The sequence below is a fragment of the Iodobacter sp. BJB302 genome (genome assembly GCF_002735645.1).
Lineage (GTDB): Bacteria > Pseudomonadota > Gammaproteobacteria > Burkholderiales > Chitinibacteraceae > Iodobacter.
Genome location: NZ_PDZG01000022.1, coordinates 20,994 through 35,684, shown reverse-complemented (window position 1 = coordinate 35,684; position 14,691 = coordinate 20,994). Strand labels below are relative to the sequence as shown.

Annotated in this window: 13 protein-coding genes and 1 riboswitch; of the genes, 6 read left to right on the top strand and 7 right to left on the bottom strand. The window is 49.4% G+C overall.

Annotated elements, in window-relative coordinates; translation table 11 throughout:
• Positions 1-71: 71 nt before the first annotated feature.
• From CSQ88_RS09280 to CSQ88_RS09255, 6 genes are all read left to right on the top strand, one after another.
• Positions 72-812: an amino acid ABC transporter ATP-binding protein gene (locus CSQ88_RS09280; protein WP_099397853.1), complete on the top strand. Its 741-nt coding sequence runs from the start codon at positions 72-74 to the stop codon at positions 810-812.
• A gap of 148 nt (positions 813-960) precedes the next feature.
• Positions 961-1,848, top strand: a complete 888-nt coding sequence (locus tag CSQ88_RS09275; RefSeq protein WP_306475242.1) for a glutamate/aspartate ABC transporter substrate-binding protein — start codon at positions 961-963, stop codon at positions 1,846-1,848.
• Between the two features lie 202 nt (positions 1,849-2,050).
• Positions 2,051-2,797, top strand: a complete 747-nt coding sequence (locus tag CSQ88_RS09270; protein WP_099397829.1) for an amino acid ABC transporter permease — start codon at positions 2,051-2,053, stop codon at positions 2,795-2,797.
• A gap of 1 nt (position 2,798) precedes the next feature.
• Positions 2,799-3,464, top strand: coding sequence for an amino acid ABC transporter permease (locus CSQ88_RS09265; RefSeq protein ID WP_099397828.1), 666 nt, complete (start codon positions 2,799-2,801; stop codon positions 3,462-3,464).
• A gap of 82 nt (positions 3,465-3,546) precedes the next feature.
• A complete protein-coding gene (locus CSQ88_RS09260) occupies positions 3,547-4,275 on the top strand; it encodes an amino acid ABC transporter ATP-binding protein (protein ID WP_099397827.1) in 729 nt (242 codons plus the stop codon).
• A gap of 135 nt (positions 4,276-4,410) precedes the next feature.
• Positions 4,411-4,618: riboswitch (cobalamin riboswitch) on the top strand.
• Positions 4,619-4,751: 133 nt separating this feature from the next.
• On the top strand, positions 4,752-6,566 hold the full coding sequence (locus CSQ88_RS09255) for a TonB-dependent receptor domain-containing protein (RefSeq protein ID WP_099397826.1): 1,815 nt from the start codon (positions 4,752-4,754) through the stop codon (positions 6,564-6,566).
• A gap of 37 nt (positions 6,567-6,603) precedes the next feature.
• On the opposite strand, the gene CSQ88_RS09250 is transcribed toward CSQ88_RS09255, so the two are convergent.
• The 7 genes from CSQ88_RS09250 to eutH form a co-directional block, all read right to left on the bottom strand.
• Positions 6,604-7,689, bottom strand: a complete 1,086-nt coding sequence (locus CSQ88_RS09250; protein WP_180273610.1) for a helix-turn-helix domain-containing protein — start codon at positions 7,687-7,689, stop codon at positions 6,604-6,606.
• Between the two features lie 446 nt (positions 7,690-8,135).
• A complete protein-coding gene (locus CSQ88_RS09245) occupies positions 8,136-8,726 on the bottom strand; it encodes a BMC domain-containing protein (RefSeq protein WP_099397824.1) in 591 nt (196 codons plus the stop codon).
• Between the two features lie 11 nt (positions 8,727-8,737).
• On the bottom strand, positions 8,738-9,397 hold the full coding sequence (gene eutL / locus CSQ88_RS09240) for an ethanolamine utilization microcompartment protein EutL (protein WP_099397823.1): 660 nt from the start codon (positions 9,395-9,397) through the stop codon (positions 8,738-8,740).
• Between the two features lie 10 nt (positions 9,398-9,407).
• Positions 9,408-10,280 (bottom strand): ethanolamine ammonia-lyase subunit EutC, encoded by an 873-nt coding sequence (eutC, locus tag CSQ88_RS09235; protein ID WP_099397822.1) that lies wholly within the window; start codon positions 10,278-10,280, stop codon positions 9,408-9,410.
• A 15-nt stretch (positions 10,281-10,295) separates the two neighbouring features.
• Complete coding sequence (locus CSQ88_RS09230) at positions 10,296-11,657, bottom strand: ethanolamine ammonia-lyase subunit EutB (RefSeq protein WP_099397821.1); 1,362 nt, start codon at positions 11,655-11,657, stop codon at positions 10,296-10,298.
• Positions 11,658-11,671: 14 nt separating this feature from the next.
• Complete coding sequence (locus CSQ88_RS09225; protein WP_099397820.1) at positions 11,672-13,096, bottom strand: ethanolamine ammonia-lyase reactivating factor EutA; 1,425 nt, start codon at positions 13,094-13,096, stop codon at positions 11,672-11,674.
• A gap of 10 nt (positions 13,097-13,106) precedes the next feature.
• Entirely contained in the window at positions 13,107-14,348 is a 1,242-nt protein-coding gene (gene eutH / locus CSQ88_RS09220) for an ethanolamine utilization protein EutH (protein ID WP_099397819.1), read from the bottom strand.
• Between the last annotated feature and the right edge of the window lie 343 nt (positions 14,349-14,691).

Genomic DNA, 14,691 nt, shown 5'->3' with positions numbered 1-14,691 from the left:
TTTCCCCGCCTTGCCAACATTGCACAATATTTAACAGAATCAGGTCTCTTGTCATGCCCCAATCCAAGCCAATGATCAAATTTAATCACGTCAATAAATGGTATGGCCCAGACCATCATGTACTGAAAGACATTTGTCTTGAAGTCAAACAAGGTGAAGTGGTCGTGGTTTGCGGGCCTTCTGGCTCGGGTAAATCCACCATGATCCGCACCATCAATCAGCTGGAACCCGTCAACGATGGTGAAATCTGGATTGGTGATGTGCAGGTCAACAGCCCCAAAACAGATATCAACAAACTGCGTGCTGAAGTAGGCTTTGTTTTCCAGCATTTCAATCTTTACCCGCATTTATCGGTACTGGAAAACATCACGCTGGCCCCGATCCGTGTAAAAGGCATGAAACAGGAAGAAGCGGAAGCGCTTGGCTTAAAACTGCTCGAGCGCGTTGGCCTTGCCGACAAAAAAAATGCTTATCCGTCAAACTTATCCGGTGGCCAGCAGCAGCGCGTAGCCATTGCCCGTGGCCTAGCCATGAACCCGGGCGTAATGCTGTTTGACGAGCCCACTTCAGCACTCGATCCGGAAATGATTGGTGAAGTGTTGCAAGTGATGAAAACGCTGGCTGAATCAGGCATGACCATGATGGTCGTCACCCATGAAATGGGCTTTGCCCGCGAAGTAGCAGACCGGGTGTTATTTCTGGATCAGGGCGTTATTTTAGAAGATTCTCATCCGGAAGACTTCTTTACCAACCCACAGCACGATAGGGCTAAGCAATTCTTACGTCAGATTCTAGCCCCCATGCAGCAGTAATATTTGTAAGCTAACATCAAAAACGGCCCTTATGGGCCGTTTTTGTTTGAAACACTAAGGATTATCCCCAAAGTCTTATTTTTTCAGTCAGTCTATACTGAAACAAATACAGATCCCCCGCTATTTTAGGAGAACACCCGTGAAGAAATTGTTACTTGTTTTGGCTGTATCCTCTCTTTTTACCGCAAACGTGCAAGCTGAAGAATTAAGCGGCACGCTCAAAAAGATTCAAGAAACAAAAACCCTGGTATTAGGCCACCGGGATTCTTCTATTCCCTTCTCCTATTTAGACAATGGTCAGCGGCCAATTGGTTACTCTGTAGAAGTAGCTAATCACATTGCTGAAGCCATTAAGAAAAAACTGAATATGCCATTTATTCAGGTTCGTTATAACCTGGTTACATCGCAAACACGTATTCCGCTGGTACAAAACGGCACCGTAGATTTGGAATGTGGCTCCACGACCAATAATGTTGAACGCCAGAAACAAGTTGCTTTTTCTAACGGCATTTTTGAAATTGGCACACGACTTCTCGCCAATAAAAAATCCGGCATTAAAGACTTTGCTGATTTAGCGGGCAAAAACGTAGTTACAACGGCTGGCACCACTTCGGAACGTCTGATTAAAAAGATGAACGAAGAAAAGAAAATGAATATGAACATCATCAGCGCCAAAGATCACGGTGAATCCTTCCTGATGCTGGAATCAAATCGTGCCGCTGCATTTATGATGGACGATGCTTTATTAGCCGGTGAAATTGCTAAAGCCAAATCACCAGCAGACTGGGCCATTGTTGGCACACCACAATCGAATGAAATTTACGGCTGCATGCTGCGTAAAGATGACGCCCAGTTTAAAAAACTGGTTGATGATTCCATCGTTGATCTTTACAAGAGCGGCCGCATCAAGGCCGTATATGCACGCTGGTTTACTCAGCCTATTCCACCAAAAGGCTTAAACCTGAATTTCCCTATGAGCGATGATCTGAAAAAGCTGATTGCCAGCCCGACAGATAAATCTGCAGAACAGATGTAAAAAAACCTTTTCAGGTTTACACATCATCAGGGAGGCCAGGTAGTCTGTTGGACTTAAGCAAGGCCCGTAACAAGAAAAGCCGGTTTGTATAGATTTCCCCAATTAAAAAACGGGAAATCCAAGCCAATCCGGCACTTCTGAAAATGGCCCGTCTTAAATCCAGCAGGCTATCAGGCCTCCCTTTTACCTTCGGGGAGAAAATATGAATTACAACTGGGATTGGGGCGTTTTTTTTAAGTCCACCGGTATTGGTAGTGAAGTTTATTTAGACTGGTTTATTTCCGGACTGGGCTGGACACTTGCACTGGCTTTATCTGCCTGGATTATTGCGCTTATTTTAGGCACCATCATGGGTGTGGCGCGTACATTGCCAAATCGTTTTGTTTCCGGTTTTGCCAGTGCTTATGTAGAATTATTTCGTAATATTCCACTCTTAGTGCAATTGTTTATCTGGTATTTCCTGGTACCCGACTTTTTACCAGAGCCTTTAGAAATTTGGTTTAAACAAGATATTAAACCTTCAACCTCTGCATTTATCAGTGTGGTGGTTTGCTTAGGCTTATTTACCTCTGCCCGTGTTTGCGAACAAGTACGCACAGGTATTCAGGCCTTACCCAAAGGGCAAATCAATGCTGGCTATGCTTTAGGCCTTAATATCGCCCAAACTTACCGCCACGTATTATTGCCACAAGCTTTCCGTATTATCATTCCGCCTCTCACCTCTGAATTTTTAAATGTATTTAAAAATTCATCCGTCGCCTCATTAATTGGGCTAATGGAATTGCTGGCACAAACCAAACAAACTGCAGAATTCACCGCCAATTTGTTTGAAGCCTTTACTCTTGCCACCATCATCTATTTCACCCTCAATATGAGCCTGATGATGATTATGCGCTGGGTAGAAAAGAAAACCAGCGTGCCTGGCCTGATGTCGCTGGGAGGAAAATAAGATGGATTTATCAAATATTGGCCCGGCCCTGCCGGGGCTTCTGGAAGGCATGGCACTCACGCTTGAGCTGCTTTTTTTTGCAGTTATTGGCGGTGTAGCATTAGGCACTTTACTGGCGCTGGCACGGATGTCCAGTAATCCGGTGTTATCCAAATTAGCCGGCTTTTATGTTAATTACTTCCGCTCTATTCCATTACTACTGGTCATCACCTGGTTTTACTTTATGGTGCCCTTTATTATTGGCTGGGTAACAGGACGCCCCACACCCATTGGTGCATTTACCTCCTGCTTAATCGCTTTTATGATGTTTGAAGCGGCTTATTACTGTGAAATTGTGCGTGCCGGTATTCAGGCTATATCCAAAGGCCAGGTAAATGCCGCTTATGCTCTGGGCATGAATTACAGCCAGGCCATGCGCTTAATTATTTTGCCGCAAGCCTTTCGCAAAATGATGCCTTTGCTCTTAATGCAAAGCATTATCTTGTTTCAGGACACATCTTTGGTTTATGCAGTTGGCATAATGGATTTTCTGAATACCGCCCGCTCAAAAGGCGATATTGTTGGCCAACCTCATGAGTTCCTGCTGCTGGCGGGTGCTGTATATTTCCTGATTAGCTTTAGTGCTTCCATGCTGGTGAAGCGCTTACAAAAAAAACTGGCTGTGTAAAGAACGCTTACACGGTAGCTTTAACCAAACAATATCGCGCAGAAGCACTGCTTCTACGCTGTTTGCAAAAGAGGTTAGCAGTATGATTTCAATACAGAATGTCAATAAATGGTATGGCAGCTTTCAAGTTTTGACCGACTGCAGCACCGAAGTAAAAAAAGGCGAAGTGATTGTGGTTTGCGGCCCATCAGGCTCGGGTAAGTCCACACTGATCAAATGCGTGAATGGGCTGGAGCCATTTCAGAAAGGCACCATCCTGATTGGCGACACTTCGGTGGGCGACCCAAAAACCGATCTGCCAAAACTGCGCTCTAAAGTCGGCATGGTTTTCCAGAATTTTGAGCTGTTTCCACACCTGTCTATCACCGATAATCTGTGCCTCGCTCAGCAGCGCGTGCTTGGCCGCAGCACTGATGAAGCCATGGAAAAAGGCCTGAAACTGCTGGACCGTGTTGGCCTGAAAGCCCATGCCAATAAATATCCAGGCCAGCTGTCAGGCGGCCAGCAGCAGCGCGTAGCCATCGCCCGTGCGCTGGCAATGGACCCGATCGCCATGCTGTTTGACGAGCCCACCTCCGCACTTGATCCAGAAATGGTCAATGAAGTATTGGATGTAATGGTTGAGCTGGCACAGGAAGGCATGACCATGATGTGCGTCACCCACGAAATGGGCTTTGCCCGCAAAGTGGCCACGCGCGTCATCTTTATGGATCAGGGCCATATTGTGGAAGACGCCAGTAAGGACGAGTTCTTTAACCAGACCCGCTCCGAGCGTGCGCAACTATTTTTATCCAAGATTTTGCAGCACTAAGCACAACACGCTTCAATCAACGCCACGCCCTTTGCGTGGCGTTTTTTTGCCTGTGTTTTGCTATATTCCAATTACTTACCAAAGCTAACATGAATATGTCTTAAAGCCGAAAGGCAAGAAATGCCAAGGCAGTATACAATCCGCCCCTTATAAGGTGCTCAACACGAGTGAAACGGGAAGCAGGTTCAAATCCTGCGCTGCCCCTGCAACGGTAAGCAAGCGTAAATACACCCACAGCCACTGTCTGACAAAGATGGGAAGGCGGTGTATTGATCTGTCGGTTTTTCCAAACCGATAGCGACTCTTGCAAGCCCGGAGACCGGCCTTAGACCTTTGCTGACACTCAGCCAAGGCAACCAACGCGCGGCAGGGTGCACGAAGCGGGTGAGATTCATCGCGCTTTGGCCGTGCATCATCTCCTGCTCCCCCTGCTGCTATCATCGCCACACAGCGGGTGTGACACTCAGGAGAGAGTAATGTTATTTCGTATCGCCCCATTAAGCATTTTAATCGCCAGCATCTGTGCACAGGCTGAAGTTGTTCAGCTGCCCGCCGTCGTCACCACGGCCGCCCGCCTGCCGCAAACCGCCAAAGAAGTCATCGGTGATGTCACCGTACTGGATCAAAAAGCCATTCAGGCTGCGGGCACGATCAGTCTGCCTGAATTACTTGCCCGCCAGCCAGGCGTGCAAATCACCAACAATGGTGGTGCGGGTAAAACTACAAGTGTGTTTTTACGCGGCAGTAGTGGCCAACAAACAGTGTACCTGATTGATGGGATTCGTTTTGGTTCGGCCACTGCCGGTGGCGCAGCATTACAGCACATACCATTAGCACAAATTGAGCGCATCGAAATTCTGCGTGGTCCAGCGGCCAGCCTGTATGGCTCGGATGCAATTGGCGGGGTCATTCAGATCTTTACCCGCCAGGGAGATAAGGGGCTTCACCCCTCTGTGGAAGTGGGCTTTGGTACAGAAAACAGCCAGGCCGTGAGTGCACACCTTGCGGGTGGTGCAGATGGTACCCGCTTTGCAGTTGGCATAGCACACAATAAAACAGATGGAATTAGCGCTCGATCCAATCCTAAAGCTGGTACTTTCAGTGCAGATAACGATGGTTATGAAAATACCAGCTTGTCAATTAATGCCAGCCATCGCATTAATGAATCTCATGAATTTGGCGCAAGCCTGTTACAAGCAAAAGTAGAAAACCATTACGATTCATCGGCCTCAAGCAATTATGACGATAGGGATGATGGCACAAATGGTAGCGCTACCTTTTGGATGAATAATAGCTTTACCAAAAACTGGACCAGCAAATTACAAGCAGGCGTCAGTATTGATGACAGCACCAATTACACCGCTTATGGTGAAAGCCACTTTAAAACAAAACAAACTCAATTATCCTGGCTCAATGAAATTAAAGTTGGCCCAGGCATTATGACTGTAGGTGCAGAAACACTAGAGCAAGCCGTTAGCAGCACCACCAAATTTGATGTCGACCAGCGCCGCATTAACAGCCTGCTGGCGGGTTATCTTGCTCATTTTGACGATATTGCATTGCAGGTGAACCTGCGCAATGACAACAATAGCCAGTTTGGAGACAACACCAATGGCAGCATCGGAGCATCTTGGCAGCTTGCGGATGCTTGGAAAGTAGGCGGCAGCTTTGGTACTGGCTACCGTGCACCCACGTTTAATCAGCTCTATTACCCAAACTACGGCACGCCAACATTGCAACCAGAGACCTCCAAAAATACAGAAGTTTTTGTTCGCTTTGAAGCAAACAATATCCAACTGAGCGCAACGGCTTACCACAACGAAATCGATGGCATGCTGGAAACAGGCAAAACCACCACAACCGTGATTGGTAATGCAAAGTTAAAAGGCATTACCTTCACCGCAGACTGGCAAGGCGAGATGTTTCAAGCCGGAGGTAGCTTTGATTTACTGGATGCCAAAGATACTTCCGGTGGTGGGTCAACGGATGGCAAGCAACTCACGCGCCGCGCCAAACAATTTGGCTCAGCCTATGTGGGTGTAACTCAGGGGCAATGGACCGCACGCGGCGAAGTACAAGCGCAAGCGCATCGTGAAGAAGATATTTACGGTGGTCCACGCGCCCGTCTAGCAGGCTACGCCCTCGCTAATCTGAGTGTGAGCTGGCAGTTTGCTAAAGACTGGCAAGCCAGCGTCCGTGTCAACAATGTATTCGATACCGAATACGAGCTGGCAAAAGATTACAGCACGCTGGGCCGTAATGCCATGCTGAACCTGCGCTGGCAACATTAAGATCATATGAATAAATAAAAGCCTCACATGTATCAGATTATCGATGTGGGGCTTTTATGATTAGCGACTCAATATGCGATTCACTTACAGAGCTGCACCTTGCTAAAGGTGCGCGCCGGGCAAGAGCTGCAGACGGCAGCTCACCAAATAGTTTTTTAAAATCCTGAGAAAACTGGCTCATATGCCAAAACCCCATAGCCGCTGCAGCTTGCTGTACCGAGTCATATTGCGAATAAGGGGCCAGCAACTCTCGGCGAACTGCATTTAAGCGAATCGCTTTCAAATAGGCCAAGGGACAAACATCTAAAGTTTGATGAAAGATATTTTGTAAAGTGCGCCGGCTAATACCCAAATACTCGCAAAGCTCAACAATGCTTATCGGCTCCCCAGCACGATCCAGCACATACTCGCGGGTTTTGGCGACCGCCTGCCAGGCACTATCGACCCGGCGTATGGTTTGCCGATTGGGCTTGGCGTCATCAATCAAGCCGATAAAGCCATCGAGCAGCTCATGCCGTAACTGTTTTCGGCAAACCTGCTCAAGCAATTGCCCCGATCCATTTCCCGCCACCTGTAACATGGCCCGCATAAAATGCGTAAATTTACGCATCCGCTCAGAGCCCACGTGCAGCACCATCGTGTTATCTAAAGGCAAAGACTCACCTTGTAAAATGGTGGTATAGCTTTCCAGCTCGCTTTGGGCGAGCACCAAACCCATGATTTGGAAATCATCAGGCGTACCCAGCTCAAACTCTACCCCCCCTCTGCGGATTGCAACCGTATCCGCCTCAATGCTTGTAGTGCCAATTCGCGCAAAATGCTCGCTTGAAGTAGGAATACCTACCCATACAGAACCGGGCCATACCATGCAGGATTGACGTAAAGCATGGCTGGTGTGTTCCTCAAAGCATTGCATTCCATCCAGCCAGGTCTCGGCCAAATAACCATGAAACTGCCCCGGTTTAAGCTGATCATAAAGCTGCTGCCAGGCAGTGATACTGCGGGCCTGCTGGCAGACATCAACACTTTCTACTACATGCAACTGACCATCACGCCCCAGCGGATCACGCTGAGGCCCCTGAGCTAAACTCACTAAGTGATGCATGCCAGCGGGCTCTGCCACAGACCATCCTAAGCCCGGCAAAACCCCTGTCATTGTAAAATACTCAGTACAAAGTATGGGAGATTACGTGCTGCTATTGCCTGCGAGAACGTCCTCCAGCCATTTATGTAAACGGCGCTAAAACCACTTTTTCCTTTTCTCATTATCCCTTCTCATGCATCCGCTTTGCCGTTGATTTACTCGCCACCCACATAACATCCAAACTCAACAATAGCGGCTATCAGAGATAAATTATTGATACAAATCAATCGGATATTTAAATCTTACAAGCACAAAAATCATTATTACCAAATTATTCCACAGGCATTTTCACGGCATTAAATAAGGGATAGATCGTGCTAAATTTCATCACTATGACTGGCAGTCATCAAATACTGAAAAACAAAAAAACCGGCACAGCGTTAGCCTCTGTGCCGGTTAGGGTAAAGCAAAAAAGAGCAGTTTATTTAGACAAGCTTGCAATAGCGCCCCATGACTTTGGCAAGTCGTTTTGCTTTGCACATATTTTCAAGTGCTCGGCGAGTTACCCCCGCTTCGGGTAATGCAACAAGCAACTCTGCAAGCGTGAGGCCACTATCAGAAGCGGCCACTGCCGCTAAAATAGCAAGCTCATCACACCCCATCCCCACTGTTTTTTCCTCATCAGCAGAAGCCAGCGCTACAGGTGCTTCCACCTCAGCCTCAGCCTTGGCAACGACCACCACTTCAGCCGGAATCCCGACGGGAGCGGGCTTGGCAACGCGCTGCTTTTTAGGTTTAGGTGCGAGCATTTTGAGTATCATGCGCTCAACATCAGGGTCTGGCCGGCCAATTTCTTGTCGGCTCACCACTTCACCCAACCTTGCCGCCGCAGCAACACCTGCATCAACCGCCGCCCGGCAAGAAGCAATATCGCCTTCCACCACGAGCGAGATCCAACCTGGGTTTGTCTCATACTGGCGAATCAAACGCACACTCGCCGATTTCAGCATGGCATCCGCCGCCTCAAGAGCGGTTACAAACCCACGGACTTCAAGTAAACCCAAGGAATTAATCATCACGACCTCTGTTAAATCCGGCCCACAGGCTGGCGTGCAACTTCTAATACCGCAGCGGTAAATGCCTGGCAGGCCGCATCACAAGCGGCTTGGCTGCCCGTAAGAAAAGCCCCTGAATAGTTTGTTTCTGATGGCGGAGCCACATAACTCACCAACTCCACATCAGCCGCCTTCAGTGCCGCATCAATACCATAAGTGGCTTCCAGCGGCGGAGCGATCAAATACGCCAGTGGATCACCTAAGCGAATACCGGTTTGTGCAGATAAATACGAGCCGGTACGAGACACCACATGTGCTAAAAATGCGATGGTTTCATCATCATTCGCCCAGCGAAAAGCAGGCCCTGATTCTATGGTTGCCACCATCGAATCCAAACCCGCACGCACTTCAGCAGGCGAGCTGCCGCCAAGCATAATCATGACTTCACCGGCAGTTGGAGAGGAGCTATGCGCCGCCCCCGCATACAGCGAGCGACCAAATACCACTTCAACCTGCGCCTGTTTGGTCACTTCATCTGCAGCGATATACGCCACATCATCTGAATCAGCGGTGAGCAGCCCCAAGCAATTAATATGCTCAGGCAACTTGAGTGTTTTTTTAAAATCACTCTGAACCGACGCAATCAAACGCATCGCTTTCACACTGGGTTTAATAAGATCGAGCATTGCCATGATGTACTCCTTATGCAGAACGGCTGAGGGACATGCCAGACGCTTTTTTTGCCAGCATCTGCTTCGCTAAATCAACGATGACAGCGGCAGCCTCAACGGGCGGAGTGCCCCCCCGGTGAATATTAGAAAAACAAGTTCGATCCGCCTCAACCGTTTCTGCCGTTGGGTTGTAGATCATGTAGCAAGACATACTTTCGGATTGCCCTAGGCCGGGGCGCTCTCCGACTAATAAAATCACTACTTTTGCGCCTAAAATTTCCCCCACCTGGTCTTGTACTTTAACGCGGCCATAGCGTACAAAGAGCGGCGTCCCCACATTCAGGTTTGCGCTTTCCAAGCCCTTTAACAGCGGCGGCAAAATTTCATCCAGGTTGACGGTAATGGCATCGGTCGATAAACCATCCGAAATCACAACCTGTATATCAGGCTGCTGCTTACAGCTGCTTTTCAAAAGCGCCAGCGATTCAGCGCAAAGGCGGCGGCCTAAATCTGGGCGTGTTAAATACTGATCTTTGCTGCTGATTTCACTTTGCAGTGCCAGCAAACCTTTCTTTTCTACCCATTCTTGCGGCACTTCTTTTAATACCGTGTCTTTTGAGCGCGAGTGATCCGCCAGAAAACGCAGCAAAGCGGTAGTGCGAGGCCGTGGCCCGGCACGGCCTGTATTCACCCGGGCAGCAGTGCAATTACGAAACTCTTGCAGCACTTCAGGGCGATGCGCATTTTCTACGCCCATATAGGTACGAAACGCTTCGCCACCCAAATCAGGCAAGCTGGCCTGATCCATATTGCTCTGACACACTTCAGCCTCTGTGCCAGCAGGCTCTGCAGCAAGCTGCCTCATTACGGCACGTACAATCTCATCAATTTGCATCTTGTCCATTTTTACACCCTGAAATTAAAAGAAGATTGACGAGTCACCAGCACGCGGCGTCAAGATACCGTTTTCCATCAGGCCCATTTTCTCCATCCATGCTTCAAACTCTGGCGCTGGGCGTAAATTAAGCAACTGACGAATTGTGGCGGTATCGTGGAATGCCATGGTTTGATAATTCAGCATAATGTCGTCGCCCATCGACATCCCCATAATGAAATTGCAGCCTGCAGTGGCCAGCAAAATAGCCAAAGATTCATTCGCGCTCTGATTAGAATCGGCATGGTTGGTGTAACAACAATCCACCCCCATCGAGATACCGCTCAGTTTGCCCATAAAATGGTCTTCTAAGCCGGCACGCATAATTTGGCGATCGTTATAGAGATACTCAGGCCCAATAAAGCCCACCACCGTATTCACCAAAAATGGGTCGTAATGACGGGCAAGGCCGTAATTACGAGCTTCCATCGTGACCTGATCTGCACCGTTATGCGCATTGGCCGAAAGTGCCGAGCCCTGCCCTGTTTCAAAATACAGGCAGTTTGGCCCAGCAAGCCGGTTGTATTGGCGGCCCACTTCCAGCGCCTCATCCATCAGCTCCAGAGTTACGCCAAATTCTTTTAAGCCTTTTTCGCTACCGCAAATACTTTGGAAAATCAGCCCTCCCGGCGCGCCCTTACGAATCGCCTCGATCTGGGTCGACATATGCGCCAGCACGCAGCCTTGGGTAGGAATGGCAAACTTATCAATCGCCTCGTATACGGTATTGAGCATCCGTGTGACGTTTTCGACATTATCGGTTACAGGGTTAATCCCGATCACGGCATCGCCTAAGCCATAAGACAAACCTTCATACATCTGCGCCGCAATACTGCGCACATCGTCACGCGTATCGTTTGGCTGCAAACGCGCACTAAAATGGCCAGACAAACCTATCGTGGTATTGGCATGTTTAATCACCGGCATTTTCTTTGCGCCGTAGATCAAATCTGCGTTTGAGCAGAGCTTTGCAACCGCAGCCACCGTTTCAGAGCTCAGGCCCTTACGCATAAAATCAATGTCTGCCACGCTGGTGGTGTCCGACAAAATATATTCGCGCAATTCAGCAATAGTTTTACTGCGAATGCTGTTGTAAGCGGCGACATTAATATCGTCCTGAATAATCCGCGTCACACAGTCGTCTTCATAAGGAATCACGGGGTTGTTGCGCAGATCCGCCACCGACATTTCAGAAAGCACATGCTTGGCAGCCACACGCTCTTGCGAGCTGGCCGCACTCACGCCAGCTAAAATATCGCCGGAGCGGGGATCATTGGCTTTCGCCAGCACATCTTTGACATCCCGAAACTGGTATGTCTTACCAAACAACTGGGTCTTCAATTTCATATCTATCACCTGAACTAAGAAGGAAATGCCAGAGATTTAATGGTGACCGGAACGATATCGCCGCCAAATAAAGGCTCACCGATATCGATGTAATCACCATCACAAGTTTCCACTTCATCAATCACGGCCAATTCGCGGCCAACAAGATGCGGCTGTAACAGCATCCCTAAAACCTTGCCCAAATCCTGACGGGCAGTCACAAGGAGGGGATGGTTTGCATTGGGATAAAGCCGCCCGAATGCCGCTAATTCATCCACACAGGCCTCAATTTGCAAATAAGACAGCGGCAAATCCCGAGGCAGGGATAAAGCAAAAAAATCGTGTTGCAGATCGATATCCATCAGCATGGCGACGTGTGCCCACTCGGTAGCCAAGGCTCCCGGCGTGACTTCGCTCCATTCAATCAAAGGATGAACAACAGGAATATTGCGCACCGGTAAATGCCGGTGATTCAGCCAAATGGTGCTGCCCGATAAGGACAAGGTATGAGCACCAGCGCCAATTACCGTTGCCCGGAGGGTTTGTGCAGGCCGCTGAATAGGCTGCTTAGATAAAGCCACATGCCCATCCATTGCCAGTGCCAGCAATGGGCCAATATCACCAAAGGCATGCACATCGGCGGCGGGGTGGTAATAGCACTCGCCCACGCCGCCCGAAAACATCACGCTGTCGTAAGCCTTGCTTGGGTGCAGGCAATCGGTCATTAAAAGCGCACGCGCTAAGGGCGATGGCTCGCCAATCAGCACTTCAAATAAAAGCTCGCTCATGCGATAAACCACGCGCTCTATGCCCGCACGATCTAATTTAAGAGAGTCAAAGCCCGCACCAAATAGCTCGGTGCAAATCAGGCGTGCGGGTGCATGCACCTGCCGCACACGCCCCTGCTCATCCAGCTCGATAAGGCGGCCACCCACATTAAGGCAGGCGCTATCAATCACTCTGCCCGCCTCAAACACCACATAGTTCGATGTACCACCGCCAATATCAATATTGACGACCCGGCTGGTTTCCCTGCTAGACAGCTCACCCGCGCCTGAGCCGTGGCCAGCAATCACCGATTCAAGATGCGGCCCGGCACTGGCCACCACAAAATTGCCTAGCTCTTCGGCCAAAGCCAGTACCGCAGCGCGGGCGTTTTTGGCCTTTGACGTTTCACCTGTAATGATGATCGCGCCGGACTCAACACGCTGCTGATCCATCTCCGCCGCAGCGTACTGCTCACGGATAAAGGCTGCGAGTTCATCCTCACGAAGCCGCCCTTCAAAATCGATGGGGGTAAACACAACGGGGCTGACGTACACGATGTCACGCTTAGAAAACTCATAACGCGGCACCTGCGAGACACCGGCCCGATTAATCAACTCGAGTCTCGAGAAAATCACTTGGGTGGTGGTGGTCCCGATATCGATACCCACACTTTGAATTTGCCGGCGTGACATCTGCTGCTCCTTAAGCATGTGACAACTGACTCACGGGCTTAGCCGCTGGAGTCACATCATCTTTAGGAGCCAGTTTCATTGCCAGGGCGACGGCAGTAAAACCACCAAATAATTTACCCACGATCACCGGCAAAATCATTGCCGACATATTGCCTGCGGTAAAACCCAAATGATCGCCAAGCGTAAAGGCGGCAGACACTGCAAAGGCCACGTTAATGACCTTGCCACGGTTATCCATCCTGGCCAGCATGCCAAACATCGGGATTGAATTTGCCAGTGTCGCCACCAAACCTGCCGCAGCGGTATCGTTCATACCCAGCAAGCTACCCACGCGCATTAAGGGCTTATCAAACCAGCGTGTGAGCATAAAGACCATCGGGTAAGCGCCCAGCAATACGCAGGCAATAAAGCCGATATTCTCAATACCCAGCATCTCACCGCCCTGGCCGGAGCTGGAGAAAATAGGCGACATACCAGGAATAATGGTCCAGCCAACGGTCACTTCAAGTACAGCCAAAACCAAGCCAAAGGTAATCACCACCACGAGGCATTTGGCAAAAATCTGAAAGCCAGCAACCATTTTCTCTTGCATAAACTTCAGGCCCAGCGCCAGCAATGCCGCCACAATAATCACTGGAATCATATTTTTCAGCAGCATCGCCACATTGAAATCAGCCACTTGGCCATTCACAGCAACGCCCATTCCCATGGCCACCAAACCGCCCGCAATACAGCCAAGGGGAATCGTGATAATGCCGGCCATAATGCCCAGCGCCAGAAAACGACGATCTTCTTTTTCGATAATGCCCAGCGCAACCGGGATGTGGAACACCACGGTTGCCCCCATCATTCCGCCCAGCAATAAGCCGGAATACAGATAGGCCGCAGTATCGCCATTAGCTAATTCTTTAGCTAAGAAATAGCCACCCATATCGTTAGCCAGCAAAGTTCCGGCAAACATGGCGGGATTTGCGCCCACCGCTTCATAAAGCGGAATCACCACGGGGCCAAGCAAAGTGGCCAACACCGGCGCTAAAGCAATCACCCCGATCATGGCCAGGCCCAAAGCGCCCATCGCCATAAAGCCTTCATCAAATTGAGCACCCGACCCACCAATTTGTCGCCCCACCGAGCCAAGGCCAATCTTTCCCAAGACGGCCTCCGAGCCACCAAACTGCGCCAGCATTCGGTCAAACGCGGCAATGATCATAAAGATCATCATGAACCACATGATTATGTCGTTGATACCCATGCTTACTTCCCCTCTAGATCAAAGCCCTAACAGCCACCATGGCTGCGATGCCCTTTTATCGATGCCTTAGCGCTGCCAAACATCCTTATAAATCTCAAGATTTATCGATGTATTAGCGCTGCAAGGCGTCTTTATAAATCTCAATATTTATCGATGCCTTAGCGTTGCAAGGCGTCTTTATAAATCTCAATATTTATCGATGCCTTAGGGTCTGTTGACGTTTCATGCACGGCTGCGTTGGCTGCAGTTTTGGGGCTGAACAAGGCAAAAATTGCGACATGGCACGAGTACCATTAGCGATTTTTAACGATGTGCAGCCCCAAAAATGCAGTCAACCCTCTGC

Coding starts and splice junctions, on each gene's coding strand:
- CSQ88_RS09260 (WP_099397827.1), top strand. CDS start 3,547: ATGATTTCAATACAGAATGTCAATAAATGGTATGGCAGCTTTCAAGTT.
- eutC (WP_099397822.1), bottom strand. CDS start 10,280: ATGGACAAGATGCAAATTGATGAGATTGTACGTGCCGTAATGAGGCAG.
- CSQ88_RS09265 (WP_099397828.1), top strand. CDS start 2,799: ATGGATTTATCAAATATTGGCCCGGCCCTGCCGGGGCTTCTGGAAGGC.
- CSQ88_RS09270 (WP_099397829.1), top strand. CDS start 2,051: ATGAATTACAACTGGGATTGGGGCGTTTTTTTTAAGTCCACCGGTATT.
- CSQ88_RS09245 (WP_099397824.1), bottom strand. CDS start 8,726: ATGATTAATTCCTTGGGTTTACTTGAAGTCCGTGGGTTTGTAACCGCT.
- eutH (WP_099397819.1), bottom strand. CDS start 14,348: ATGGGTATCAACGACATAATCATGTGGTTCATGATGATCTTTATGATC.
- CSQ88_RS09225 (WP_099397820.1), bottom strand. CDS start 13,096: ATGTCACGCCGGCAAATTCAAAGTGTGGGTATCGATATCGGGACCACC.
- CSQ88_RS09230 (WP_099397821.1), bottom strand. CDS start 11,657: ATGAAATTGAAGACCCAGTTGTTTGGTAAGACATACCAGTTTCGGGAT.
- CSQ88_RS09255 (WP_099397826.1), top strand. CDS start 4,752: ATGTTATTTCGTATCGCCCCATTAAGCATTTTAATCGCCAGCATCTGT.
- CSQ88_RS09280 (WP_099397853.1), top strand. CDS start 72: ATGATCAAATTTAATCACGTCAATAAATGGTATGGCCCAGACCATCAT.
- eutL (WP_099397823.1), bottom strand. CDS start 9,397: ATGGCAATGCTCGATCTTATTAAACCCAGTGTGAAAGCGATGCGTTTG.